We start from the raw sequence: 25,079 nt of genomic DNA, 5'->3' as shown, positions 1-25,079 counted from the left end.
CCGCCTCAGGTTGTTTCGAGTGAAGCCATGGCTGCGGTTTGAATCGGACTGACGTCCAACGACGGGACGGACTTATCCGCATCGTCGACGTAATCGATCGCCGCGGGGTCGGCCTCTTCCGGTTGGTCGGCTTGGTCGCTCCACCATCCGGGACTGCCGCAAACGACCGAGAGAATCGCCAGCACTGCTAACAAAACGCCGGTTACGATGATCTTACTTCTCATCCTTGAGACGCCACCGATCATAGAGACGATCGATGTATCGACCCATTGAACGCTCATCCTTGTGCTCCTGGGTAGGTTATTTTCCGCCATACAATACGCCGCTCAGTCTATTTTATCATCGGTAAATCGGTTTCCTTTCTTTTGCGTTATTTTCGTTTCGGCGCCGTTTTGGGGTCGATTTGCCGTTTTTTGCTTTCACTGGTACATACTCTCGATAGATTTGTGGAGGTCACGTATGAAATTCTCGCTGGTAATAATAAGCCTCATTTCGTTTTTGCTGGTTGCCCCCGCGGCGGCGCAGGTAGACATCGAACAATTGCCCGGTTGGCCCAAAAACGTGCCCGAAAACGTCACCTTCGCCCAATCCCGCGGTTTGGTGATGGCCGATGTCGACGGCGACGGGAATTTGGATGTCGTTGTCGGGACCACGGCGCAGAAACTTTATGCCTGGAACGGGGTGGGCACGAAATTGTTCGAATCCAACTTGACGGGCCTGGCGCAATATCCTGTTGCGGTCGGCGATGTGGTGGGCGACGACGCGCCGGAGATCGTCGTGGCGACCCGGTCGGGAGTCGGCGGCTCGCCCATTCCGAAATTGCACGTGTTTAGCGGCGGCGGAACCCTGCTGCACTCCACCACGCTGGCGCATGAGGGTTCGATGCACATGTCGCCCACGTTGGTCAACCTGGACGGCGATCCGAAGTTGGAAATCATTATCGGCGAGCACGGCAACCAAACCGGCTGGGTTTACGCCCTGAACGGCGATCTGACCACGCTGAACGGCTGGCCGAAAACCCTGGATTACGTGCCGGCCACCGGCGCCGCTGTGGGCGATATCGACGACGACGGCCAAGTGGAAATCGTGATTTGCTCCTTCTATAGCGTGTACGCCTACGAAATCGACGGAACGCTGCTGTCGGGGTTCCCGGTCACCTACAGCGGCCAGAGCCACAGTTATGATTCGCCGGCGCTCGCGCCGCTTTCCGGAAAGGGCGATCTGCAAATTCTCGTGGCGACCCACGGCGATTCCAACCAAGTGCACGCCATCAACCCCGATGGCACGGAACTGGCCGGCTGGCCTTACGACCTGGGCGACGCGTGGAGCTTTTCGGAGCCCGCGGTGGGCGATGTAGACGGAAACGGCGACCTGGAAGTGGTCGTCGGGCACGCGGGCGGTTCGATTGCCGCCGAGAACTTATACGTGATCAATCACGACGGCACGGATTTGGCTCCCTTCCCGCTTTTGCTCCAGAATTCCATTGAAGGCAACTTCGTTCTGGCCGATTTCACCGGCGACCTGCGGTTGGAAATTCTCTACACCGACAATAACGCCGAGGAGGGTCGCGGCAACGTGTTCGCGGTTAACGCCGACGGGGATGCGCTGGACGGCTGGCCCCTGCGCGTGGGCGGTTGGACGTACTTGAACGGCGCCACGATCGCCGATATGGACGGCGACGGCGTTCCCGAATTCGGCGTGCTCGGCTATTTCGAGTCGACCCTTTCGGTCAACCTGTTCCGGACCGACGACTACTTCCTCGGTCAGGGCGGCGTGCACTGGCGCACCCATCAAGCCGACAGCCGTCACACCGGACGCTACCGGCCGGTCATGGCCGATGACGACGACGACGATACGACCGGCGACGACGATACGACCGGCGACGACGATACGATCGATGACGACGACGCCGATGACGACACAATCAATGACGACGACGCCGCCGATGACGACGCAACCGATGACGACGACGACACAATCGATGACGATGACATGGACGATGACACAAATTCGGATGATGACGATAACGATAACGACTCGGGAAGCTGCTGCGGCTGAGGGTCTTCCTAGCGGACGTATCCGAGCTCTTTGAGCTTCTGCTGCATGTGGTCGTCCAGGACGACTTTCTCGGAAGCACCAAAATCGTTGCGTGCCAGTTCGCGGTCGAGCATGGCGGTCAGTTCGCCGCTGAGTCGCGCCTGCTCGGCCGGTGTTCCAAAAAAACGGCTCTCGCCACGCGGCCCCAGATACGCCAGTTTCGTTTTCCCCGTGCCCGAAGCGCGATAGAGCTTGTACTCGCCGGTCCGCAGGCAGGAAAGCAGCACGTGCTCGGTGTCCAATTGGCTGACCGCCGCCAGATCATCGCGGCGCGAGTCGCCGAAATGCGTCACCAGGTCCACGCCCGTCGCGTAGTCCGGCGCGTCCAGTCCAATCGCCGCAACGATCGTGGGCAGCACGTCGATCAGGCGCACCTGTTCGGGCACCCGCGTCCCGCCGAAGCGCCCCTTGGGGAATTTCACCAGCAGCGGCACGTGCAGCAGTTCGTCGTAGAGGGTGTGCGAGTGCAGCGCCCACTTGCCGTGTTCGCCCAGTTCCTCGCCGTGGTCGGAGGTCACGACGATCAGGCTGTCGTCGTAAAGATCGCGGGCGGCCAAGCCGTCCAGAAAGCGGCCCACGCCGCGGTCGGCGGAGATCACCTCGGCGTCGTAGCAGTTGATCACGTGCTGCTGGTCGGCTCCAGACAGCTTGATTTTCTGATAGTGAATGTTGACCAGGTCCTCGCCGTCGATGCGCGTTGGATCGAGCGGCCCCTCATACGAGCCCAGGCGCGCCAGGTCATCGGCGGGCGGACGATAAGGCGCGTGAATTTCGTAGCTGTGCAGGAAAAAAAAGAAGCGGTCCTTGGTCAGTTTTTCCAGGGCCAGGCGGCTGGCTTCGTCGAAGCGGCGCTCGGTATCACAATCGTAATCGGCAAAGCCCCGGTCGAATCCGAAGACCGGCGACACTTGCAGCCCGCCGTTGACCGAAGCCGTCCGGTAGCCCGCCTGCTGCATCATTTCGGCCGCCGTGCGCACGGCGCGGTTGATCTTCTCGCTCATCTGCACGGTTTTTTGGCCGCGGCGCAGAAAGCAGCCGTGGTCGCTCGGGATCACGCCGGTGAACAGCGAGGCGTGCGACGGCGCGGTGTAGGGGGCCGGGGCGATGCATTGCTCGAACAACACGGCCTCGGCGGCGAACTTGTCCAGATGGGGGGTCAGGCCGCGGGGGTAGCCGTAGGCGCCCAGGCGATCGGCCCGCAGGGTGTCCAGGGAGATGATCACGACGTTGGCGGGGGCCGGCTCCGGCGGGGCGGCGAAGTAGACCGGGCGGCGCGGCCGTCGGTTATAGCAGCCGGTCGTGCCGGCCAGCGTCGCGCACATGGCGGCTTGGAGGAACTCGCGTCGGTTCATGCGGCCTTCCGTTCGGGCGATGGGCTTAGGCAGAGTGTTCGAACACCATCTTTTTCACGTCGACGCCCTCGATGGCGGCCAGGGCCTGCTCGCACTCTTCGACGAGATCTTCGGTGCCGAACATCTCCAGGAGGATAACGCCGCTGGGCGCGCATTCGGCGTTGGCCACATCGTGCAAGCCGATGCGGGTTTTGATGTTGCAGCCGAATTCCGATAGCACTTCCTGCACGTCGCCGGCACGCTCGATACGATCGATGACGTGAATGCCGAGGATGATGTGGTGGTCCACCGAATTACTCCTTTTTCCGTTGAACGTTGGTTAAGGTCGGCGGCCGGCCCCATGGGTCGAACGGCAGCCGGCATCGCGGGTACGAGCAAGCGGGCATCGGCCGCGCGCCGCTCAGCCTGAATGATAGGCTTCGAAGCGGCGTTTTTTGGCGAGCCAATCCTCGCTGTGGTCTTCCTGCTTCAACATCATTTCCAGGAAGCCGACGAATTTGCGCTTGAACTCGGCGAACGAACGCACCCGCAGCGTATGCTTGAGCAAAAAGCTGGGTCTTGAGTGAAAGTGAATGTAGGCGCGTTTGGTGATCTCGTCGATTTCCTCGTTACTAAGCTGCGTCCACGGCCGATCCAGGGCTCTTTCCTCCACCAAGCCCAGTACGTAGTCGCGCCAATAGTCGTTGCCGGCGGCGGCCATGTCGCGCCACATACTCGTGAGGGGTTTGGCGGTCAACTTCGAAAACTGCACATAGTCCAAACCGAGGCTCTTGGCGAATTTGACGGTCTCGGCGAAGGTCTGTTTCGTCTCTCCGGGCACGCCGACCAAGAAGAAACCCAGCGTGCGGATTCCCTTTTCCTGGGTCAGCGCCACCGTGTCGCGAATTTGCCCGATGGTGATTTTCTTGTTGATCGCGTCGAGCACCGACTGCAAGCCCGACTCGATGCCGAAGTAAATGCGGCGGCAACCCGCCTGCTTCATCTTGCGCAGCAATTCCTCGTTCACCGAGTCGATGCGCGAGCGGCAAGCCCAGGTGATATCCAGTTTGCGCCGGATGATTTCATCGCATATCGCCGCCGTACGCTTGCGGTTGATGGCGAATTCATAGTCGAAGATATCGATTTCGCGCACGCCGTATTGGTAGTAGCAAATTTCCATCTCGTCCACGACCTGCGTGACGGTCCGCGGGTTGTAGGAAGTGCCGCCCGCCTCGCAGAACGTGCAACTCATCGGGCACCCCTTCGAGGTGACCATCACCGTGAAATTCTTGCGCTCGGTCGGGAACTCCTCGTACAGGTCGTTGGGCAGGCCGCTGCGCCACGGGAAGGGATAGTCGGTGAACTTCTCTTCCTCGGCGGCGCTGGGCGTCTGTACGATCTCGCCGTTGTTGCGCTTGAACACCAGGCCCGGCACGTCGTCGAAGCGCCGCGCGCCCTCGAACTCCTCCAGCAGACGCGGCACGGTGACCAGCGCGCTGTTCACGCAGCCGAAATCGACCACGTCGTTCATCAGGCTTTCTTTGGGATACACGCGCAGGTTGTAGCCACCCACGACGATCGGCACGCCCAAAGCTTGTTTGATGTGCCGCGCCCATTGGAGGGTTTCGCGGAACATGTAGGTGGTCATCATGAAGCCGACCAGGTCCGGTTTCCATTCGCGCAACCGGTCGACGACATCATCGGGCGAGAGTTGCAGGGTGCGGGCGTCGATGATCGTGGCTTGGTGGCCGTGTTGCTCGGCAATGGCCGCCACCCACGCCAGACTCAGCGGGGGGAACATCCCAAAGAAACGCTGGACGACACGCAGGTTTTCCTCGTGCAGCTTGTAGGAAAAGGAATTGAATACCAGCGCTAGTCGCACACTTATCTCCTTCGCAGTGGCCCGGGTGAAAAATTCACGCCGGGCACCTGTTCCCCCATAGGACTTTTTATTGTCCATCTGAACAGGGGCAATGTCCAGCCGGAAAAAAGTGTCAATAAGAGTTATTTCGAGTTACATCAGCATCGCGGCTTGGCCGGATATCTGTTCGGCGTCCTTAACGAGACGCTCGAGCACCTCGGCCGCCAGCGAGGGGTCGGGCAGGCGACCGGCGGCCCGCAGTGCGGCAACCTCGGGGTGATTCAAGATACGTTCCAGCGTTAAATTGCGCTCGATACCGTCGGAGGAAAAGCCCGCCGCGTGCGCGAGCTGATTGGCCAAATAGGTCGTTGTAGCCAGCGGGCCGCTGTGGCCGGTCGGCACGTGATGACCGCCGACGCCGGCCACGAGTTCGTCGGGCAGTTCCCAGCGTTCCAGCAAATAGCCGCCCATATCGGCATGGGTGCTTTGTTCGAGTTGGCGCTCGATGGCGAAAAAACTACCGCCTTTTTCCCGCCCGAGTCGCATGATGCGCTCGAAGTCTTCAGGGAAAAAGCGATCGAGCAATACCTTGCCGATGTCGTGCAGCAAGCCGGCGGCAAAGGCGTCGCCGTCGCCCAAACCCGTCCCCGCGGCCAATTCGCGCGCCGCCACCGCCACGGCAAAGCTGTGCTCCCAAAACGCCGCGCGGTCGAACAGGTCGCCGGCCGTCGGCCGCATCACCGACTCGAACGCCCCGACCGAAACGGCCAGGGAGCGCACTTCGTCGAAACCGATCATGGCAATGGCGCGATCGATGCTGTCGATTTCGCGGGCGCGGCGATAAAAGGCGCTGTTGGCAACGCGCAAGAGTTTGGCGGCCAGGGAGGGATCGGCGTGAATCACCTTGCTCAAGTCTGCCAAGCCGGCGTCTTCATCGGCGGTGACTTGCAGGACCTTCGTCACCGTGGTGGGAATGGTCGGCAGCTCGCTTACGTCATCCAATCGCTTGAGCAAATCCAACTTTGCGCGCTCCGCAGGAAATCGTGATTGTCGCCAGCCTACTGAGCGGCCGGTTCTTTGGCAATCTTTTTTTCGCCCACGGCGTCCAGCAGACCTTGTTTCGCGATCGCCGCGTCGATCAACTCGGCCATCAAGCGGTGCCCCACCACGGTGAAGTGCACCTCGTCACGGAACTGCCGTTCCCGGTACGAGGCCTCCAAGAAAGCCGGGGCGGCGTCGAGGGTGACGATGCCCGCGCGCCGGGCCGCTTCGCCCACACGAACCGAGCTGTTGTTGCGGCGGTGCCAGTCGTAGAAGTCGGGCCCCGGCCGCATGCCGCGCGCCACGGCTTCGTCGAAGGTATAACGCGACAACAACGGCACAACCAACAACGCGCAGCCGTCGGCGCGACACGCTTCGGCCACGGCGTTCAGGTCTTGATTCGTGTAGGCGAGCACCTGCCGGGTTACTTCGGGATCGGCGTCACGCACGACAAAGCGCTGCAAGTCATATTGACTGGGTGCGACGGCTTCGGCGAAACGCGGCGGGCGCAGCCACAACCGCAGCAAGCGGTAGATATGCGACCGCGCGGCCAATCGCCGCACGCTCCACTTAAGCGGGTCGCGTTCCATATCCAAGCGCAGGCGCAGGTAGTCTTCGCGGTAGCCGTAATTCGTGTAGAGCACGAGCAGATCCGGATCGTAGGTCCGCAGGTAGTTTTCGTAGATGACCCGCTGCTTCCACAGCGCCGAACCCGGAATCCCGGCGTTCATCACCTCGACCGACATCCCCCGCGCCCCAAGCAACGAGGCCAACACGGACGGATAGGCTTCCTCGTACGCCACGCCCGCGCCGAAGGTCGTGGAGTCCCCCAGGCACATAACACGCACCACGCCGGGGCGCCGCTCGCGAGGCGTGTCGGGGCCGCGAAAACCCGCCGCGTTGAGAAATTCGATGGCGTCGGTCCACGGATTGGCCGCGCCGGGCCGCATGGTGTAGCCGATGTCGTAGGCGTCGGTGAAAAGCTCTTCCGCGGGCAGCGTCGCCCAACCTCCGAGACGCAACACGGCTTCGATCAAGGCGAAAAACAGACCGACCGCCACGAGCGCAAAAAGGACATGGCGGCGATGGCGGCCCCAACGGCGTCTCACGGGGCCGTCTCCGCCGATCCCGCGCACTTGGGTATCCAACCGCGGCGGCACAACTCCGCGGCCAGCGTCTCGGCCACGATGCGATGCCCGCCCGAGGTGAGGTGGGACTCGTCGAGGAAACAATTCTGCTCGTACGAGGCCTTCAGCAGCGGGCCGCTAAGGTCCAGGCGCGGCACGTCGAAACGTTCGAGGGCATCGAATAGCGCGACGGTGCCGTTGTCGACATGCACCTTGTGCCGCCAGTTCAAGTCGCCGAACCGCATGCCCTCTTCGTGGGCGATAAGGTAGGTGTCGCGCGCCTGTCGCGGCACGACCAACAAGCGCGCCCCGGCCTTGCGGCAGGCGGCGGTCATGGCCTGGATATCCTCGCGGGTATCGCGCGCCACCCTTTCTTCGGGCAGGAAGATTTGATCGCTGCCGGTGTATTGGTTCGCCAGGTCGTCAAACCGCGGCGGGCGTATCCAGCGCCGCAGCAGGCGATACAAGTGCAAATGCGCCAAGCCCTTGCGCAAGGGGGCGAGGACATCGCGTCCGCGCTGCGCTTCCCGCAATACAAAGTAATCGGCGCGGTAGCTCGGGCCGGTGTAGACCACCACGATATCCGCCGCCCACTCGTCGACTTTTTTCTCGATCAGCAGGCGATGCTGCCACAAGGCGGTTCCCGGAATGCCCCCGTTGAGCACCTCCACCGCGTGGTGCTTACGCAACAAAACCTCGATTTGGTACGAGTAGGTTTCGTGCGCCTCGACGCCGACCCCGAAAGTCGCCGAATCGCCCACGCTGAGAATGCGCGGCACGCCGGGTTGCTTGGCGGCTGTCGGCGCGCGACCGCGGAAACCCTCGTCGTTCAACACCTCGCCGAGTTCCGAATACGGATTGGGCGCGCGCGGCACCATCGTGTAACGCGGGTCGTAGACGTCGGTGAAGAACTCCTCCTGCTTCAGCAGCGCCCAACCGCCCCACCGCACGACGAGCTCCGCCGCAACGAACACCAGCACGACCGTCACGAGGGCGAAAAGAACACGGCGGCGATAGCGGGCATAGGCGCGTTTCATAACGGCTCGACGACCGGCAGCCCCAACGCCGCGAGCAGTTGACGGTCGCGGTCGGCCGAGGGCCCTTTGACGGTCAGCAGATCCCCGATCATCAATCCCGAAGCGCCGGCGCGAAACATGTCCGCTTCCAAGTCGCCCAGGTTCTCGCGGCCGCCGCAGATGCGGATCTCCTGCCGGGGCAGCATCAGCCGCGCGACGACCAAGATGCGCAGACACTCCACTGGCGACAGGCGCGGGCGACCCGCCAGCGGCGTGCCGGGGATCGGTATCAGGAAATTGATCGGCACGGAATCGACGCCCAGCCGGCGCAGGTCGAGCAGCAGGTCGACGCGGTGCTGCCAACTTTCGCCGAGGCCGAACAGGCATCCCGCGCACACCTCCAGCCCCACGCGTCGCGCCGCGGTCAACACCGCCACATTGTCGTCGTAGGTTCGCGTCGAGCACACCTGCGGGTAGAAGTCGCGCGCGGTTTCCAAGTTGTGGTGGTAGCGCACCAGGCCCGCCGCCCGCAGCGCCGCCAAGGCTTCCTGCTCCAGCACGCCGAGGCTCGCGCACGGAATCAAACCGACTGCGGCGATCGTCTCGACGCCCCGTACCGCGTCATCCACCTCCGCTTGCGTAAGGCCCCGCCCGCTGGTGACGAGCGAGAAATGCCGCGCCCCGCCGGCCTTAGCACGCAGCGCCGTTTCGCGGATCGTCTCGGGGTCGAGAAAGGCGTATTCGGGTGACGAGGTTTCGTACCGGCCGCTTTGCGCGCAGAACGAGCAATCCTGGTCGCAGCCGCCGCTCTTGGCGTTGACGATGGCGCACAAGGACACCGCCGGTCCGGCAAAACGCCGGCGCAGAAGGTCGGCAACTTCCAGCCACGCGGCGAAGTCGGTCTCGGGCAGGATTGCGACGGCCAGGGCTTCGGCGGCGGTCAGCGCTTCGCCGGCGAGCAGGCGGTCGATTCGGGCGGCGTCCATCATGGGCGTCATTCTACGGGGGGCGTGAGGGTTGTGCCAAGCTGCGCCGCTCGACGGGTGAAGACCGCCAGCGGCGTGCGATATTGCCCGACCCGCTCGTAGCGCCGCGCCAAGCGGTAGTTGTCGCGCAGCGCCGCGCCGGCTGCGACGCGCGAACCTTCATCGAGCGAAGCCAGGTCGCCCGAATGCACGGCAACGACGTCCCACCGCGCTGCGGACAACCCTTCGACGACGTCGGCGGCGGTCAGCAGGCCCAAGTGGCGGGCGGTCGTTCGATCCCAGCGGGTGGTCAGCGAGAAAGGACCCATCTCGAGGCCGGGCGGCAACGAGAAACCACCCTCCACGGCCAGCAGGGGCTCGAAGAGAAACACGTCGCCGCTTCCGGCAAGGCGGCCGATTTCGCGGCCCACGCGTCGTTCGACGGCAGGGGGCGGCTCGTCGAATTCGAGATGCCGTTGGAAGAACCAATGCAACCCGGCTTGCGACACCAGTAGCAACGCGAAGATGGCGATGCGCGTCAGGCGGGAGACGTTCACGCGCGGCAGGTGTCGCGCCGCAAACAACGCGAGCAGCATCGTGGGGACGACCTGGTATTTGGGATACGGCGTGGCCGGCAGAGTGTGGACGAGGCTCAGCAGCAGCGCGCCGCCGAGCAGCAGGGCGTCGTGGATGTCGCGACGTTGCGGCTGCAGTCGCCAAGCGGCAAGAGCGGCGGCCAACACCGGCGCGGCGAAGACGATCCACCACAGCCAAAACCATGCTTTGAACTTGAGGACGGCGACTCCGGTCACCGCGCTTTGTCCGCCGCCGAGGTGGTAGCCGACAAGGCCGGCCCACGTGCGCTCCGGGGCGAGCAGAAAAAACGGCCCGACCAGCAACGCGAAAGGCAACAGCCCGGCCCACGCGCCGCGCCACGCCTCGCGCAGCCGCGTTCCCCGCAACGCGGTCACGACGGTGAAGACCCACAAGAAGGCGGTCCACGGCGCAAGGCTCACGCGCATTGCCGCCGCGACGGAGGAAACGGCCAGCGCGCCCCCGACCCGCCCGCGCCGCCACAACAGCAAGGAGGCGATCACGGCGAGGCACTCGTACGCGGGGGTCATTGCCAGGGTGTTCATGTTGGCCATGAACGAGGATGCCCCGGCCAGCGCAAGCCACCACCAGCGTCCGCCGGACAGGCGGTCAGCACGCAACCAGACGGCGCCGAGCCACAAGGCGAACAGCCAGGCCAGCGCGGCTTGCAGGCGGGCGGCGATCAGCGTGGGCACGGCGGCGACAATCGGCGCATGGACCAGGGCGGCCAGCGGGCCTTGCGTGAAAAACGAATGGAGATACGGCAAATGCCCCTGCCCGATGCCCCGGGCCGCGGCCAGATACCAGCCTTCGTCGCCGCTGGGGATGGCGAAAAACACGTGCACCAGCGTCCACAGGACGACGAAAACGGCGGCCGTCGCAGTTAGGCGGCGATCCCAGGGATCAGCGTTCATCTTGCGGTCGTTCTTTCGATTTTGGTCCGGCATGGAACACGGCCATGCTACACTGAGTGAAATCTATTGCCAAAGCGAGTTATGAAGCTATCGATTTTCGTTCCGGTCTACAACGAGGAACCGACGGTACGGCTGCTGTTGGAGAAGGTGGCGGCTGTCGATCTGACGCCCCTGCGCCTGACGAAGGAAATCATCGTCGTAAACGACGGCAGCACCGATCGCACGGCCGCCCAGGTGCGCGCTTTTCTCGCTGATCATCCCGACGAGCCGGTACGCCTGATCGAACTGAGCGGCAACCACGGCAAAGGCTACGCGGTGCGCCAGGCGTTGAATACGGCCACCGGCGAGTTGTGTGTCGTGCAAGACGCCGACCTGGAATACGACCCCGCCGACTGGTCCGAGCTACTGGCCCCGCTGGCGGCGGGCGAGGCGCCGGTGGTATTCGGCAGCCGGGGCCTGCCCTTGGGTGCGGACCAATCGCGCCGCCGCTTCTACCAGATCGGACTGGTCATCGCGCACTTTTTCATCCGCCTGCTCTACGGCTACCGCTTTACCGACGCGGCCACGTGCTACAAGGCGATGGGCACCGAACTGATGCGCCGCCTCGATTTGAAACACCGGCGTTTCAGTTGGGACATGGAACTGGGGTGCAAGCTGCTCAACCGGGGCGTGCCGATTCTGGAACGCCCGATTTCGTACCGCCCGCGTTACAAGAGCGAAGGCAAGAAGATCCGGTGGCGCGATTTCGTCTCGTCGATGTGGGCGATTTTCCACACGCGCTTTTTCGATCGCGGCGCGCGCGAATTCCGCCTGCCTACCTGAGGCTTGTTATTCCGGCATGAGGTCGTGGCCGACCTGCGGGAAGGGCAAGTAACGCTTCTGGAAAAGTTGCATGACCGTTTCGTCGGCGAAGAACCGGCCGCGCTCGGACAACCAAATTTGGTTTTCGTCCTCTTCCAGCAGGCCGAAACCTTGGAGGCGGTCGATCTCCGGTCCGAAGTGCTCCCGCAAATCCATACCGGTTCGCTTCGCAAAGGGCCGCTTGCCAACCCGGCAGTTTTTGAGCGGGCTGATGAAGCTGCGCCGGGCCTCGGTTTCGGTGTCGCGAAGCAGGGCGCGGTCGGCCGGCAGCTTTCCGGCCCGGACCAGTGCGTAGTAGCGATCGAAATCGTCGGCGACGTTCACGGTGAAGGTGCGGTGGTAGTTCGACCACGCCGAGGGTCCCAGGCCGATCACATTGTAGAGCCGGCAGCAATAATCGACCATGAAATGCGTAACGTGTTGGGGTCCGCGCGCGAAGATGCGGGTGAAGTGCTGCTTGTAACCGGCGTCTTCGGAACTGATCGCGGCGACCATTTTCATCAGGCGGATTTCGTCGTCGCCGGGGAATCGCCCACGGTTCTGTTCGAATTCGTTGAGGATCGCCGCCTGTCGTTCGCCGTGACGCAGGATGCGCAGGCGGTATAGCTGCCAAGCGTCGACCTCCAAGTCGATCGCGGTTTGCATGGAGTCGAGCCAATCACTGTGTTTTTGGCCCGGGTAGCCGTAAATCAGGTCGATGGAAAGGCTTTCGAAATCGGCGTCGCGAATCGCGGCGATCGCCTCCCTGGCTTCGTCGCCGGAATGTTGCCGCCCCATGTGGCGAAGGATGTCGTCATTGAAGCTTTGCACGCCCATGCTGATGCGGTGCACGCCGTGATCGCGCAGCGTGCGCAGCCTGGCGGCTCCGACTTCGCCGAGTAGGGAACGGGGTTCGGCCTCGAAACTGAACTGGCGGCATCCCCGCAGATCGAAGTATTTGTGCACCGCAGTCAGGACGCGCTCTAGTTGGGGTGGCGTCAGATAGGTCGGCGTGCCGCCGCCGAAAATCGCCGTTGTGATCGGGATGCGTTCGCCGCCGAGTTTGTCGACCGCGAGGCGCATCTCTTCGATCAACACGTCGAGGTATTCTTCGACAAGCGCCGGATCGGGATTGATGGTTTTCACCCAATGGCAGTAGGTACAGGCGAAAGCGCAAAAGGGGATGTGCACATACAGGGTGAACGGAATGCTGGGCGGAAGCGTGTCTTGGGCCCGCAACGCGTCCACGTCGGCCGGTTGGTAGAACTGAATATGGGGGTATATCACCACGGGCAGGAATTCGTCTTCGCCCGGCAAAATATGCGCCGCCAATAGCTCGGCAGCGTTGAGGTCCTCAAGCTTTTCTTTGGCTCGCGCAATCAAGTTGTCGTAGCTCGGCATCTTTTTTCCTATATTGTTCACGTCAACCTTCTATGGATGGGGTAAAGCGCGGGGAAAAACAAGTGTCGGCGTCATTTTTAACCTGTGGATTTGCGTCTTTCGCAGGTGTCCCGTACAATCGGCGCGGCTATCGAAGCCCGAAAAAGTGAGGTTTTTCATGCAACGAACTCTCCTGTCGATTGTGGCGATCTTCCTGCTGGCCTGCGGCATGGTTTGTCTCACGGCCTGCTCCACCAGCGAGGAAGAGGACCCCTACGCGCCCTCCGATACCCTCGATGAGGGCGACGACGACGATATCGATCCCGGCCCGGGCGGAGGCGACGATGACGACGATACGTCCGGCGACGACGACACCGCCGGCGACGACGACTCCGCGGGTGGCGACGACGACGACTCCGTGGATAGTTCCGGCCCGTGCGACGGACTGGTCGAATCCCGGCGAATCGTCTACACGACTTGGGAAGACCTATCGACCACGGTACGCGCCGATTTCATCGGGGCCTTTGGCGAGGAATTCGCGGCGAAGATTTTCTACGCCCGCTTCGTGTACTGGTACGCCGTCGCCCGCGAATTGATGGACGCCTCGCGCGCCTTCTATCGTTTCGACGACGACGACTATCCGCAGGAGCGTTGGGACGCGGAAGTGCTGGCGGCGGAAATGACGGTTTCCTATTACCGCAGCCGCGGTGAAACGAACAACATCGCCGAATTTCACGCGGGCACGGTCACGATGCACGGCTCGCTCACCGCGCCGCCGATTCCCGGTACCAGCGATCCGGAAACCTTCTTCCGCAACAACGAAGAATCCATCCTGGGTAACGCGCCGGTTCTTCTTTGGTACCAGACCTATTGGGCCAAAGAGGCGGTCACCACGCAGATGGACCCCAATTTCAACGCCATGGTCGACGAGTATTTGTGCGAGGCGATCGACGAAAGCGTCGCGCTTGCTTTCCAGCAGCCGCACGTCAGCTTCGATGAAAACCTGCCGCCGCTCGTGTGGGACGCTTTCGAAAGCGACCTGGCGACCTGGAGCATGAAGCTCAATCCCTCTCTGGAGCTAAGCACCGGGACGCCGACCGGCCTGGCCGAATTCCGGTAGGCGCCGGTTCATGCGACGCGCTGGGGTACTTGTCATTGGTTGCCTGTTGTTGGGCCTGCTGGTCGCCGCCTGCGGTGAGACGCCCGTCGAGTTACCGGAACCCAAACGTGTAACGCTGGCGCCGCAAAACGAAAACGAACTGCACTTGGTTTTCGGCGGCGACACGATGATCGACGATCTGGCCCTGCCGTGGTTGCTCGCCCACGGGTGGGATTACACGCTGCGGGGCCTGAAACCGCTTTTCGAACGCGCCGACCTGGTCGGGTTGAATCTCGAGGTTCCCGTCGCGCGTGCCTGCCGTCGCTCGAAGACTAAGAAGTATTCCTACGTGATGATGCCGGAGGCTTTGGCCGGGCTAAAAAATAACGGCGTGGACGTGGTTAACCTGGCCAACAATCACTATCGCGATTGCGGCCCAGCGGGCAAGGAATCGACGGTCCGCTTTCTCGACGAGTGGGGCATCGAACATATCGGTGGCGGCTTAACCCCGGCCGAGGCGGGCCGGCCACTGATTGTGCAGTTCGGGGAGACGACCGTCGGCCTACTGGGATTTTACGGATACAGCGGCAACCACGCCAAGCACGGCACGGCCCAGCTCACTGAGGCATCGGTGCGCGGACTGATCGGCGGTTTGCGACCGCTGGTGGACGTGCTGGTCGTCAATGTCCATTGGGGAAAAAACTACGTGGTGGACGTGGACGCCAAGCAGCGGCGATTCGGCCACTTGATGCTCGATCTGGGCGCGGATGCGATCGTCGGCCACGGGCCGCATATTCCGCAGGCGATGGAACTATACAGCGGCAAGCCGCTGGTGTATTCGGTGGGCAACGGGGCGTTCGCCACGGGCAACAACCGGGCGCACGAGAGCCTGCTGGCCGAATTCATCGTGCGCGACCGGCGCATTCGCAACGTGGTGTTTCATCCGATATGGAATCAAAACCGGCACGAGGGCGTTCGTTGGCAACCGCGGCCGGCCAAGGGCAAGCGCGCGGCCCGCACGCTGCGGCGTTTTGCGGCCGCCTCGGCGCAATTCGGCGCGGCATTGACGATTCGAGACGATACGGCCGAACTCCCACTGAGGTGAATCCATGCCCGAGTCGTTGCGAACCCGCATGACACGACTGCTTTACAATTTCTTCCCCGCCTATCGCGGCACCGGCGCGCGGGTGACGTACATTGCCGATGATTTTCGGGAGGTGCGCGTCAAGCTGCCGCTTTCGTGGCGCACGTACAATTACGTCGGCACGATCTACGGGGGCAGCATGTACGCCTCGGTGGACCCGATGTTCATGATCATGCTGATCAAGAATCTGGGGCCGGAGTACGTGGTGTGGGACAAGGAAGCGACGGTTCGCTTTCGCCGGCCGGGGCAAAGCACGCTGACGGCGCGTTTCACGATCGAGCCAAGCGATCTGGATGAGATTCGGCAGACGCTGGAAGCCGAGAGGTCCGTCGACCGTTCCTACCACGTCGAGTTGATCGATCGCGAGGGCCGGGTCTGCGCCGAAGTGGACAAGGTGATTTACATCCGCAAGGCGCGCGGGCAAGAGCAGCGCGCGGGCCTGCGATTGTGGGAGTAAGCGCTCGTTCCCACCCGGGTCGCTAGAAACCGTCGAGTTCGTTGACGTAGGGGCGCAGGGCCGGAAACAGCGTCGAGACGACGGGGCGCAATTCCGGCGGGCAGCGCATATCCGGCGTCGTGTCCAGCATGTCCGGAACCGATTTCACCCCGAAAAGCATGCGCATCAGTGATTCGCGGCCGCCGCGCAAACAGAGCACGACCGGCGCGTCGTGCGGCGGACCGACGCCGGCGAAACGCCCGTTGCGAATCTCCAGCGTGAAGGACTGCGAGTCCATTCGGCACGGCAGCGACAAGGTGAGGTCGCAAAAAGCGCTTGCGGCGAGCCGCCGGTCGAAGGCGGGTTTCAACGCGGCAATCATGCGGCGCCAGTCGAGCATTTTGACCTGCAGCGCGTAGGTGAGCATGGGGTCGACCGGGTCGGCGCCCCAGTATTGCGCCGCGGGAAGCAGCGGATCATCGCCGGGCAGCGCCAAGTCGAAATCGGGGAGATCCTCTTTCATGGCGCGGCGGCCCAGGTATCGCAACGCGGCGGGCAAGGTGGCCGCCGTCCACCCCCCGGCTTCCATCACGAGCATGCCGGTGGTTTGAAAGTTGACGCGCAAGTACGCCGCCACGCGCCCGTCACGCGTAAACACGTGCGTCTCGATATCGCCCGCTTTTTCGTAGTGCTTCAACCAGGTTCGCAGCGACGCGCGGTCTCGCGAAAAATGAACCTGCTTACCGGCTAACGAGCGGTGATAAAGATTCATGAGGCGCGGGACGTCGGCCGCTGTGGCGCGACGGCGATGAAGGCCCGGCACCGGGTGAAGATCGGCCGCGACGTATGCCTCCATGCGGCAGCGGGCGTAGAAGGGCGTGGCAAAGGCGTAGCCCAGGCGGCGGTAGTAAGTCGGAATGCCGAACAGAAGCGCAAAGGGATAGTGCTGGTCGGCGACTTGGTCCAGCAAGTCGGCGTGGATGCTGGGAAACAGGCCGCGGCCCCGCCACGATTCAGCGGTGGCCACAGCTTCGAGCAAGCCTGCGTCCATCGTCACGCCGTCCACGACGAAGCGTTCGGGCAGCATCATGGCGTAAGAGACCAAGCGCCCCGCGGCGTCGAGGTGTCCGGCTTCGCGGAGGAGGTCACGCCGCGGGTGGTGCTTGAGAATCGCGGTGAAGAAGCGGGCGACCGAGGCGTCGAAAACTTCGTGAAGCAGCGAGCCGACGGCGGTGGTTTTCGGGTGCCGTGTGAGGGTCGGTTCGGCGGATTTCATGCGCGGGATTTGCGTACGAATTCTTCGCCGGCGGCACCGCGGCCGTTGCCGGTTTTTTCCTTGGCGACCAGTTGCTGCATTTTTTCGGCGCCGACGAGTTTTTCGACGGCGACTTCCAGGGTTTTGAGGTCGTCGTAATAATGGTGGGACCAGGCCATCTCATCGGCCAGTTCCTCGAGGCGTCCGGACAGTTCAGCGAGGTGTGCGGGGTCGAGGCCGCTGGATTTACCTGCCGCGCTGGCGACGTACTGCTGCAATTCGATGATTTGTTCGCGCAGCATGCCGGCCATTTGGTCGATTCGGCTGGACACGGAGGCGGTTTCGGCGAGGTTGGATTTTTGTTTCGCCAGGCTTTCCTTGAGGGCCTTGATAATCGCGCCGGACTGCTTGGTTATCAGATGCCGCTGCTGGGAGCCGATTTCGTCGATTTTAGCGCGCAGCAGGTCGAAGTTCATCGACGCGAGCTTGGTCAACTTTTTGACCTTGCGCTGCCGGAACACGGTCCACAGCGCGAGCAAGGTCAGAAACGCGAGCCAGCCGAAGATCACGTAAATTTGGTAGACAACTGCCTTGGCGAGGATTTCCTGCAGATGTTCCATGGTGGGCCTCTATCGCTTCGTTATTTCTTACGCGCAAACGGGTTGATCTTCTCAAACCACGTCTGCTTTTGCGTCTGCTTTTGTTCCTGCAACTTGATCAAGCGCAGTTCGCGCAAAGCTTCGATACAATTGGGATTGCAGATCAGCGCCTTTTCGTACTGCTTTTCGGCGAATTCCCGGAGCCCCTGCATCTTGTAGATTGCGCCGAGGAAGAGGTAAGCGCGCTCCGAACGCGGATTGATTTGAATCGCGCGATTCAACGCCTCGCGACCGTTGAACTGCATGTCGCTGGGCGTTTGGTCTTCAAAGAGCTTGGCGTCTTCCTCGTTGATGTCTTCCTCGCGCGGCACGTTGTAGATCGCCCAACCGTAGTAGGCAATGTACTCCGCCTCGTTCGAGCTGATTTCCATGGCTTTGTGAAACTCCCACGCGGAGCGGGCGTAGCGCTTTTCCTTGAGGTATTGCTTGCCGTTTTGGAAGTGCTGCTCGGCCATGATGATTTTCTTGACGCCTTCGATGCGCGCGTCGGTTTTCGGGCCTTCGCTCTCGCTTTCCAAATGTTCCTTGTACTTGACGATTTTTTCCTGCGTGTTGAGTTTCTCGTACGCCTCGGTCGCGCGGCGAAAGATATCTTCGACCCGGGCCCGAACTTCCTCGCTGGCCTTGCCGAAAAAGCGGTCCGGGTGAAATTCCTTGGCGATCTTGTGATAGGCGATCCGCACTTCGTGTTCGGTCGGGTTGTCGCCAACTCCAAGCACCTGGAAGTAGTTGCCTTCCGACATGCGGTTGAACACACGCATGACCCGCGCGCGCAGTGCGGCTTCCCCCCCCTCGCCGGGCTCGATGGGCGCGTCGGTTTTCGGCGGGGCCTTCTCTGCCGAGGCTTCCGACGCTTTGGCAACCGGTTCGGATTCGTCGGCCGGGGGGCCGCCTTTTTCACCGGCCATTTCGAATTCAGCGTCGATGTCGATATCGACGTCGGTCTGCCGCTCCATGATGCTTTCGGGCATCTCCAGCGGCTCGGGAGCCAGCTCGGCCATTTCGCACACGACGAGCGTGTAGATGATCTGGTAGGCGCGCTCGGTATCCAAGTCCAACTGCGGCATTATCTGGTCGACGGTGCTGGTGCCGTCAATGACATCGAAGATCGTCTCTTCGCGCCGCGTGAAGTCGGTGTCCTGGTAGCGGTAATGCAGGTTCGCGCCCGGCCGCAGGAACTTTTCGCGCCAGTCTTCCATCAAGGGCAGCAGGCGGTCGAGATCGTAATGGTCCTTCACGCCTTCGTTAATGACGTTGGCGGTACTCATGTCCAGCGTGGTGATATCGCCCTGGACTTCGTCGTTTTCCGTGAATTTGTAGAGGCCTTCGAGCCAGCTAAAGATCTCGAAGATTTTTTCGCGCATCTGCAGCTTCAGGTACTTGACCAGTTCGTGGGGCGTCAACGCGTCCATTTCGATCAGAATGGTACCTTGCAGGCGCTTGGATTCCTTCATGCGCTCGACCGATTCATCACGTTGTTCGGACGAGATCTTGCGCTTGCGCACCAGGAAATTGCCGAAGTATTCCTCTTCCAAGGTCGTGCGCACACTGACCGGATACCCGGCTTTGATCGCGATTTCTTTTTCCACCTCGCCGCGGCGCACCAGCAGGTAGCCGCTTTTACCCATGACGTAGAGGTTGTGGAGCAGTTCGGCGAAGCTGATTGACGATAATTCGCCTTCCATGCTGATGGGCGCGGGCGGCGCGGCACTCACGACCGTGTCACCCTCGATTTCGATCTCTTCGCCCTCGGCGGCGTCGGCTTTCACCGCGGCGACCGGTTCGCCGGGGCCGATAAGTTTCTCGACCAAGTCGAGCAATTTGGATAGTTGGAAGGGCTTTTCGACGAAGTCATCGGCGCCGTATTTGGAGATGGCGTCCTGCTGCATTTTGTAGTTTTTGTATACGGCGCTCATCAAAATGATGGGGGTTTGGGTGCCCAGTTCGGTGTCTTTGAGTTTGCGGCAGACTTCCCAGCCGTTCATTTTGGGAAGCAGTACGTCCAGCAGCACGAGGTCCGGTTTGACTTCCTCGAACTTGGTCAGAGCGTCTTCGCCGTTGCGGGAGACGATCGTTTCGTAGCCCTTGGAACTGAATGACGCGTGCAGGATTTGCCCGATGTTGCGATCATCGTCTACCACGAGAATTCTCTTGGGCATACTGTATTCCCCCGTTGGTGCCGGCCGGCACGATAGTCGAATGCGTCTACATATCCATGTAGAATGGCGGGGCTGCCCAGCCCGACGCCAAGTGTATGTATTGGTCGGCCGTTTCGCAAGGTGCCGAGCCGTAGTTTCGGCTGCGCGGGCCGATCGAGCGTGTTAAGCGGCATGATCGCGTAACTCCGCTTTTTTCCGAGCGAAGGTTGTGCTACAAATTGGCTACTTTTTGCTCGACATTCGGGCACCCGGGTTTGGCGTGAGGAACAAGAGGGCTAGAAAGGCGGCTGACATTTGCGCTTCTGGCGAATGGATTTCTGGACGGAGAAGAAGAATCGCCCCTATCGATTGATTTTCTTTTTCGTAGTGCTGGTGTTGGTCTCCGAACTCGGGGTGCGCCTGTACTTTACCCAGTCGAATTTGATCGACCGCAATCCCGGCAACACGACCGCGGCGATGCACTACCTTCTCGAACAATTCAGTCACGCCACGCGGCCGCGCATCGTGTTTTGCGGCAGTTCGGTGACCCAGGGTTACGGCAACTGCCCCGACGGCAAACACTTTCCGGCTTTGGTCGCCGAGAAATTGCGCAAGATTCGCGCTTATCGAAAAGCATCGGCCTATAACCTGTCCAGCGCCGGCAACCGGTACGGCGACCACTTCGCCAACCTGGTGGCCGTCATGCCCGATGAACCGGATCTGGTGGTCACGGCCATCCACATCAAAATGTTCTCGGTGCACAGGAGCCTGATCGAGCCGATGAGCCATCCGGAAGGAATCTACCATTTCCGCAACTACCCGGAATATTGGAAGGGCGGCCAAAACGATCTGTTTGCCCGCTTCCGCATGACCGACCAAAAATACCGCGAAATCTATTTGGATCACAAAGTCGCCGCCCTCTCCGGCTTGTACCGCTATCGCCGCCTGCTCGGCTACTTCACGACCGGCAATTTCCGCTACCCCGCCGCTGCCAGCGCCGACCGCATCATGGCGTGGCTGGGCATGATGGACCCCATCATGGTCGAAGCCGCCGACACGACTTTCGTCGAACGCAACGCCGACTACTTGTGGAAGGTGATTCCCAAACACGTGATCGCCCTGCAATACATGCACTGCGAAGCCTTCGACTTCTCCGAGGAAAACGTCAACTGGCTGACCTTCAAAAACTATTGCGAGTTCGGCCAGCGGCACGGCATACGCATGCTCTTCTTCCTCAACCCCGTCAACAAAGCCTTCGTCGACGACAAGGAATTCTTCGACTGGGATGAGGTGATGCCCATCTTCCGCCAACGCACCAAAGCGCTGGTGCGCAGTTACGGGCACCGCTTCGTGGATATGACCGAGCGTGTCGACTACCGCTTCTATTCCGATTTGGATCACCTCAACATGAACGGCCACGAACAAACGGCGCGCTTGATTCTGCCGCACGTGAAAGCCGCCCTGCGGAGCAAAAAGAAATGACGACGCCGATGCAAAGCTGGTCCTTCGTCATCTTCGCCGCCGCGGCGGTGCTGCTCTACTACGGCCTCTCGTGGCTCGTCGACAAACTGAAATGGCCCCGCAAATTGCTGTCGCTGGCCCTGCTGGTAATGTCGCTCGGGTACTTTTTCGCGGCGTCCCTGCCCGAATGGGCCGAGCGCCCCGGCATGGCCCTCATGCGGGCCGCGGTGTTGTTGGTCGCGTTGTGCCTCTACCTGTGGTGGATCTACATCGTCGGCATCATGATCGACATCTCGGAGTCCAAACGCGCGAAAACCATCTGGTTGGTGCTCGGCGTGGGCACGGCGCTGTTGCTCCTGTTCACTTTCAAAACCATCGACCCCATCCGCAAGCTGACCTTTGCCCTGCTGGGCATGGAAACGGCGGCTTTCGTGTCGGGATCGTTTCTCTGGATCGGCGTGCCGCTGGGCATCAGTTACTTCTCGTTTCGCGCCATCCACTACATCGCCGAGATCTACCGCGGCAACGGCGCGCGGGCGACGGCGCTGGAGTTCTTCCACTACGTCACCTTCTTCCCGACGATGGTCTCCGGGCCGATTCACCGCTTCTACAAAATCGGGCGCGAAAAGCCCGAAGACGCCTTCGGTCGCCAGATGCAGCTCAACGGCGGCGCGCCGCGGATCGGCGTGGAAGACATCAACTACGGCATGTGGCGGTTGCTGCAAGGCTTGGTCAAGAAATTCGTGCTGGCCGATTTCCTCTTCCGTCTCGCCGGGCCGATGATGAAGATGCCCCTGATGCTGGGCTCATCGACCGGGCAGTTGTGGCTGGCCTCGCATGCCTACTTCGCCTACCTGTACGTCGAGTTTTCCGGCTACTCGGACATCGCCATCGGCCTTTCGCGGCTGATGGGTTACCGGGTGATGGAGAACTTCAGTTGGCCGATCCTCGCCCCGAACCTGCAAGAGTTCTGGCGGCGCTGGCACACCAGTTTGACCGGCTGGCTGATGAACTACATCTACTTCCCGCTCGGGGGCGGCCGTAAAGGCAATTTCCGCACCGACGTCAACATCATGATCACCATCATCGCCGTCGCGCTTTGGCACAAAGTGAACATGAGCATGTTCCTGTGGGGCTTTTTCGAAGGGCTGGCGTTGATCACCTTCCGCCATTGGAACCGCTTCAAGCAGCGCGCCTTCCCCAATCGCAAGCCGACGTGGTGGGGACGAGTCATCGGCATTGTCATGGTGTGGCACGTCCACGGTCTCCTATGGCCGCTGTTCCATCATAATTTCAAGATCGCCCTGCTGTATTACGTGAAGATGATTCCCATCCTGCCCCTTTTGACTAAGGGTGCCGGCCCCGCCGCGGGCCTGGGAGGCTGATATGGAAAAGGAACAAAAGAAAAACCTGCTCAAGGAATTCGGCATCGCCGGAACGGCATGGCTGCTCTTTTTGCTGGCCGTTCTTTTTGCCACCGCCGCCGAGGAATTCACCTACGCCATGTTCTAGCGCCGGATCGTCCGGCAACTCCAATCATTCCATCACTTCGCTGTGAACGGGCGGTGCTCGCCCCGCTCGATGGCCGTGATCGTCTCGTCGAGCCACCGGACGCGGACGGGATCGGTCGCCATGCCGCGCGCCTGCCGGAAAAGAGTCAAGGCGGCCTCGTCGCGCCGGGCGTCAAGTTCCAACTTGCCCAAAGCCATCACCAATTCGACGGCGGCCGCTCCCTGCAGCTTGCCTTGGTAGGCGGCGATCAGCGCGCGGCCCTGATCGCGGTCGGCAAAGCGGCGGGCCGCCTCACCGATGGTCACGGCCAGCGACACCGGGTCGATCTTCGTTTCGTCCACCGCGGCCAGCGCCTCGCGAGCGCCGGGGGCGTCGCCAAGTTCGGCACGCAGGCGGGCCAGCAACAAGGCCGATTCCGCCCGCACGCGCCCGGCCGGGGCATGTTGCAGATTTTGCTCGAGGAGTTGCGCGGCGCGGCTTTTGTCGTCCACTTGCAGCGCAATGTGCGCTTCCTCCAGGTTCAAGCCGGGCTCCTGGTCGGGCACGGCGACACGGCGCAGTTGCCGCATCGTCACATCGGCGTCGGACCAACGCCCGGCTTGCTTGTGGTTCAGTAATTCCGCCGTATATTTTTCGTACAGTCCCAGCCCGTTGACGCGGTAGGTCTTGCCCGGCTCGCGGTTTTCATAGACGTAAAGCGTGTGCCCTTCCGGCAGCGGCTCGCGCCGTTGCAGGCGCCAATTTTTCTCCTCGGCCGCCAGGCGGGCTGCAAGCCCCTGGTAGTCGAAACCCGGCAAAGGGGCGGGAATGTTGTCGGGGTCGATGACCGGCCAGCCGCGGTCGATACCATACAAACGCGTGGTCTTCGCCAGTGTGTCGACAAACTCGTGCGTCACGGCGAAAAAGGGATCGACGACGAAAACCTGGTTCGTGAAAAACAACCGGCGATCCATCACGGGCAGGATGTTGGACAACCGAAAGCCGGCATCCAGTTCGGGCAGGCTTACGATCATGGTGCGCTTCGGATCAGCGTAGAGGTCGTCAAGGATCCACTGCGCGGCGGCGGTTTCCACCTCGGTGGGCGGTTGCGGCCTTTTCATGCCCCAAACGCGGTGCGTTCGTTCGGGCGTCTGGGCGGCGTACAGTTCCAGGCCGATGTGTGCCGCGGCCGTCACGAGATAGAAAGCCGTCACGACGCCGGCCAGGATTCGACCGCGTTTTTCGCCGATGAAATCGTGCACCGTGGAAATGAACCAAACGGGTGCCGCCAAGTAAGCCGGCAAGATGTACCAATCGCGCTTCGTGTCGACCAGAAAGTAGAAAACGAGCGGCGCCAGAAACCAAAGGGCGTAGACGGCATCGATCCGCCGCCAATTGCGCTCGCGCCAACGCCACCAAAACACGACCGCCAACGCGGCAAATAGCGGTAGGCCGTGATATCCGAAAAGCAGCAAACGCGGGTAGAAAAACGCGCCCGGGTCGTAGGTTGGATTGTACAAGTCGAGCGTGAGTTCCGGCTGCACCAAGCCGACATGGAGGAGAAACCACGTTCCGGCAAGCGCCGCGACGCCACCGAGCAAGACCGCGCGGGGTCGGCGCAGTTCCGGCTCGCCGAGCAGTATCAACGCGAAGCCGGCGGGTATCGTGAACACCAAGAACACGCCCTTGGAGAGCGACAACGCCGCCACGACGAGCACGGCCGGAATCAGCAGCCACCAGCGTTGTAGACGCTTGGCCGCCAGCATGGCCGAGAAAAAGGTTGCGACACCCGCGAAAAGGCCGGCTTCGAGATTGTAGTCGCCGCCGATTTCCCAAAAGGTGGGCACGGATAAAAGCGCCGCCACCGGCAACAACGCGCGCCATGAACGCGGCGCTTCGCTTTGCCCGAGCAGCGTCAACGCAAGCAAGGCCACCGCCATGAAAAGCATCGTTGTCGCGGCGTAGAAGAACGTCCACCAACCGGTCAGTTTCGCGACGACCGCAGCCACGAAGTAAGTAAGCGGCGGGTAGCGGACCGGTTGGTTTTCGAGCAACAGCGGCAGGTCTACGGGCTGATCGAAAAGCGCCCGTGCGTACGAGACGGTATACGGCTGGTGCATCATCGCGTCGTGACCGTACGGCAGCACGTTCACGGTGTGCCAATAGCCCAGCGCGATGAGGGCGAACGCCGACAGCAAAAGCGTCAATATTGAGGAGATTCGCGACATCG

General features: G+C 61.7%; 22 protein-coding genes. 8 read left to right on the top strand and 14 right to left on the bottom strand.

Annotated features, from left to right (window positions below):
* Nucleotides 1-5 precede the first annotated feature (5 nt).
* Nucleotides 6-224, bottom strand: a complete 219-nt coding sequence (locus P9L99_21295; GenBank protein ID MDP8225911.1) for a hypothetical protein — start codon at nt 222-224, stop codon at nt 6-8.
* A 235-nt stretch (nt 225-459) separates the two neighbouring features.
* Here P9L99_21295 and P9L99_21290 point away from each other — a divergent pair, with 235 nt between their 5' ends.
* Nucleotides 460-2,058, top strand: a complete 1,599-nt coding sequence (locus P9L99_21290) for a VCBS repeat-containing protein (protein ID MDP8225910.1) — start codon at nt 460-462, stop codon at nt 2,056-2,058.
* 8 nt (nt 2,059-2,066) lie between these two features.
* On the opposite strand, the gene P9L99_21285 is transcribed toward P9L99_21290, so the two are convergent.
* The 8 genes from P9L99_21285 to P9L99_21250 all read right to left on the bottom strand — a co-directional run bounded on the left by P9L99_21285 (nt 2,067) and on the right by P9L99_21250 (nt 10,979).
* Nucleotides 2,067-3,449, bottom strand: a complete 1,383-nt coding sequence (locus tag P9L99_21285) for a sulfatase (protein MDP8225909.1) — start codon at nt 3,447-3,449, stop codon at nt 2,067-2,069.
* Between the two features lie 25 nt (nt 3,450-3,474).
* The gene (locus P9L99_21280) at nt 3,475-3,738 is read right to left on the bottom strand and encodes a hypothetical protein (protein MDP8225908.1); all 264 of its coding nucleotides are present in this window, start codon (nt 3,736-3,738) and stop codon (nt 3,475-3,477) included.
* Nucleotides 3,739-3,849: 111 nt separating this feature from the next.
* Complete coding sequence (locus tag P9L99_21275; GenBank protein ID MDP8225907.1) at nt 3,850-5,310, bottom strand: radical SAM protein; 1,461 nt, start codon at nt 5,308-5,310, stop codon at nt 3,850-3,852.
* A 132-nt stretch (nt 5,311-5,442) separates the two neighbouring features.
* The gene (locus P9L99_21270; protein ID MDP8225906.1) at nt 5,443-6,309 is read right to left on the bottom strand and encodes an HDOD domain-containing protein; all 867 of its coding nucleotides are present in this window, start codon (nt 6,307-6,309) and stop codon (nt 5,443-5,445) included.
* A 38-nt stretch (nt 6,310-6,347) separates the two neighbouring features.
* Nucleotides 6,348-7,439 (bottom strand): GDSL-type esterase/lipase family protein, encoded by a 1,092-nt coding sequence (locus P9L99_21265; GenBank protein ID MDP8225905.1) that lies wholly within the window; start codon nt 7,437-7,439, stop codon nt 6,348-6,350.
* A complete protein-coding gene (locus tag P9L99_21260; protein ID MDP8225904.1) occupies nt 7,436-8,494 on the bottom strand; it encodes an SGNH/GDSL hydrolase family protein in 1,059 nt (352 codons plus the stop codon). The genes P9L99_21265 and P9L99_21260 overlap by 4 nt, the downstream gene beginning before the upstream one ends.
* Complete coding sequence (gene bioB, locus P9L99_21255; protein ID MDP8225903.1) at nt 8,491-9,462, bottom strand: biotin synthase BioB; 972 nt, start codon at nt 9,460-9,462, stop codon at nt 8,491-8,493. Before bioB ends, P9L99_21260 begins: the two co-directional genes overlap by 4 nt.
* Before the next feature lie 5 nt (nt 9,463-9,467).
* A complete protein-coding gene (locus P9L99_21250) occupies nt 9,468-10,979 on the bottom strand; it encodes a hypothetical protein (protein ID MDP8225902.1) in 1,512 nt (503 codons plus the stop codon).
* Nucleotides 10,980-11,027: 48 nt separating this feature from the next.
* Between P9L99_21250 and P9L99_21245 the strand changes: the two genes are divergently transcribed.
* A complete protein-coding gene (locus tag P9L99_21245) occupies nt 11,028-11,768 on the top strand; it encodes a glycosyltransferase family 2 protein (GenBank protein ID MDP8225901.1) in 741 nt (246 codons plus the stop codon).
* 6 nt (nt 11,769-11,774) lie between these two features.
* On the opposite strand, the gene P9L99_21240 is transcribed toward P9L99_21245, so the two are convergent.
* A complete protein-coding gene (locus tag P9L99_21240) occupies nt 11,775-13,187 on the bottom strand; it encodes a coproporphyrinogen-III oxidase family protein (GenBank protein MDP8225900.1) in 1,413 nt (470 codons plus the stop codon).
* 157 nt (nt 13,188-13,344) lie between these two features.
* On the opposite strand from P9L99_21240, the gene P9L99_21235 reads away from it, so the two are divergent.
* The 3 genes from P9L99_21235 to P9L99_21225 are packed head-to-tail and all read left to right on the top strand — an operon-like array spanning nt 13,345 to nt 15,866.
* Complete coding sequence (locus tag P9L99_21235; protein MDP8225899.1) at nt 13,345-14,286, top strand: hypothetical protein; 942 nt, start codon at nt 13,345-13,347, stop codon at nt 14,284-14,286.
* A gap of 10 nt (nt 14,287-14,296) precedes the next feature.
* On the top strand, nt 14,297-15,370 hold the full coding sequence (locus P9L99_21230) for a CapA family protein (GenBank protein MDP8225898.1): 1,074 nt from the start codon (nt 14,297-14,299) through the stop codon (nt 15,368-15,370).
* A 4-nt stretch (nt 15,371-15,374) separates the two neighbouring features.
* Nucleotides 15,375-15,866 carry a DUF4442 domain-containing protein gene (locus P9L99_21225; protein ID MDP8225897.1) on the top strand — a complete coding sequence of 164 codons (492 nt, stop codon included), beginning with the start codon at nt 15,375-15,377 and terminating at the stop codon, nt 15,864-15,866.
* A gap of 22 nt (nt 15,867-15,888) precedes the next feature.
* Here P9L99_21225 and P9L99_21220 read toward each other — a convergent pair whose 3' ends face one another.
* Genes P9L99_21220 through P9L99_21210 form a run of 3 tightly spaced genes read right to left on the bottom strand, consistent with a single transcriptional unit; the run spans nt 15,889 to nt 19,918 of the window.
* Nucleotides 15,889-17,121: a GNAT family N-acetyltransferase gene (locus P9L99_21220; protein ID MDP8225896.1), complete on the bottom strand. Its 1,233-nt coding sequence runs from the start codon at nt 17,119-17,121 to the stop codon at nt 15,889-15,891.
* A complete protein-coding gene (locus P9L99_21215; GenBank protein MDP8225895.1) occupies nt 17,118-17,720 on the bottom strand; it encodes a hypothetical protein in 603 nt (200 codons plus the stop codon). The genes P9L99_21220 and P9L99_21215 overlap by 4 nt, the downstream gene beginning before the upstream one ends.
* A gap of 20 nt (nt 17,721-17,740) precedes the next feature.
* Nucleotides 17,741-19,918 (bottom strand): response regulator, encoded by a 2,178-nt coding sequence (locus tag P9L99_21210; GenBank protein MDP8225894.1) that lies wholly within the window; start codon nt 19,916-19,918, stop codon nt 17,741-17,743.
* Nucleotides 19,919-20,212: 294 nt separating this feature from the next.
* On the opposite strand from P9L99_21210, the gene P9L99_21205 reads away from it, so the two are divergent.
* From P9L99_21205 to P9L99_21195, 3 genes are read left to right on the top strand one after another with little or no spacing between them, the layout of a single operon-like run.
* A complete protein-coding gene (locus tag P9L99_21205) occupies nt 20,213-21,379 on the top strand; it encodes a hypothetical protein (GenBank protein MDP8225893.1) in 1,167 nt (388 codons plus the stop codon).
* Nucleotides 21,376-22,743: an MBOAT family O-acyltransferase gene (locus P9L99_21200; protein MDP8225892.1), complete on the top strand. Its 1,368-nt coding sequence runs from the start codon at nt 21,376-21,378 to the stop codon at nt 22,741-22,743. Before P9L99_21205 ends, P9L99_21200 begins: the two co-directional genes overlap by 4 nt.
* 1 nt (nt 22,744) lies before the next feature.
* Entirely contained in the window at nt 22,745-22,870 is a 126-nt protein-coding gene (locus P9L99_21195; GenBank protein ID MDP8225891.1) for a hypothetical protein, read from the top strand.
* A 32-nt stretch (nt 22,871-22,902) separates the two neighbouring features.
* Here the strand turns inward: P9L99_21195 and P9L99_21190 are convergent, their stop codons facing one another.
* Nucleotides 22,903-25,077 (bottom strand): hypothetical protein, encoded by a 2,175-nt coding sequence (locus P9L99_21190; protein ID MDP8225890.1) that lies wholly within the window; start codon nt 25,075-25,077, stop codon nt 22,903-22,905.
* Nucleotides 25,078-25,079 lie beyond the last annotated feature (2 nt).

Origin of the sequence: Candidatus Lernaella stagnicola (genome assembly GCA_030765525.1) — a bacterium.
In the GTDB taxonomy this organism is placed as follows: domain Bacteria; phylum Lernaellota; class Lernaellaia; order Lernaellales; family Lernaellaceae; genus Lernaella; species Lernaella stagnicola.
The sequence above is the reverse complement of the archived record's forward strand: the minus strand, read 5'-3'. Positions and strand labels throughout refer to the sequence as shown.

Bases quoted from the DNA above. Each gene is read 5' to 3' on its own strand.
- P9L99_21295 (MDP8225911.1), bottom strand. From the start codon at position 224: ATGAGAAGTAAGATCATCGTAACCGGCGTTTTGTTAGCAGTGCTGGCG.
- P9L99_21290 (MDP8225910.1), top strand. From the start codon at position 460: ATGAAATTCTCGCTGGTAATAATAAGCCTCATTTCGTTTTTGCTGGTT.
- P9L99_21285 (MDP8225909.1), bottom strand. From the start codon at position 3,449: ATGAACCGACGCGAGTTCCTCCAAGCCGCCATGTGCGCGACGCTGGCC.
- P9L99_21260 (MDP8225904.1), bottom strand. From the start codon at position 8,494: ATGAAACGCGCCTATGCCCGCTATCGCCGCCGTGTTCTTTTCGCCCTC.
- bioB (MDP8225903.1), bottom strand. From the start codon at position 9,462: ATGATGGACGCCGCCCGAATCGACCGCCTGCTCGCCGGCGAAGCGCTG.
- P9L99_21250 (MDP8225902.1), bottom strand. From the start codon at position 10,979: ATGCCGGACCAAAATCGAAAGAACGACCGCAAGATGAACGCTGATCCC.
- P9L99_21245 (MDP8225901.1), top strand. From the start codon at position 11,028: ATGAAGCTATCGATTTTCGTTCCGGTCTACAACGAGGAACCGACGGTA.
- P9L99_21240 (MDP8225900.1), bottom strand. From the start codon at position 13,187: ATGCCGAGCTACGACAACTTGATTGCGCGAGCCAAAGAAAAGCTTGAG.
- P9L99_21235 (MDP8225899.1), top strand. From the start codon at position 13,345: ATGCAACGAACTCTCCTGTCGATTGTGGCGATCTTCCTGCTGGCCTGC.
- P9L99_21230 (MDP8225898.1), top strand. From the start codon at position 14,297: ATGCGACGCGCTGGGGTACTTGTCATTGGTTGCCTGTTGTTGGGCCTG.
- P9L99_21225 (MDP8225897.1), top strand. From the start codon at position 15,375: ATGCCCGAGTCGTTGCGAACCCGCATGACACGACTGCTTTACAATTTC.
- P9L99_21220 (MDP8225896.1), bottom strand. From the start codon at position 17,121: ATGAAATCCGCCGAACCGACCCTCACACGGCACCCGAAAACCACCGCC.
- P9L99_21215 (MDP8225895.1), bottom strand. From the start codon at position 17,720: ATGGAACATCTGCAGGAAATCCTCGCCAAGGCAGTTGTCTACCAAATT.
- P9L99_21210 (MDP8225894.1), bottom strand. From the start codon at position 19,918: ATGCCCAAGAGAATTCTCGTGGTAGACGATGATCGCAACATCGGGCAA.
- P9L99_21200 (MDP8225892.1), top strand. From the start codon at position 21,376: ATGACGACGCCGATGCAAAGCTGGTCCTTCGTCATCTTCGCCGCCGCG.
- P9L99_21195 (MDP8225891.1), top strand. From the start codon at position 22,745: ATGGAAAAGGAACAAAAGAAAAACCTGCTCAAGGAATTCGGCATCGCC.
- P9L99_21190 (MDP8225890.1), bottom strand. From the start codon at position 25,077: ATGTCGCGAATCTCCTCAATATTGACGCTTTTGCTGTCGGCGTTCGCC.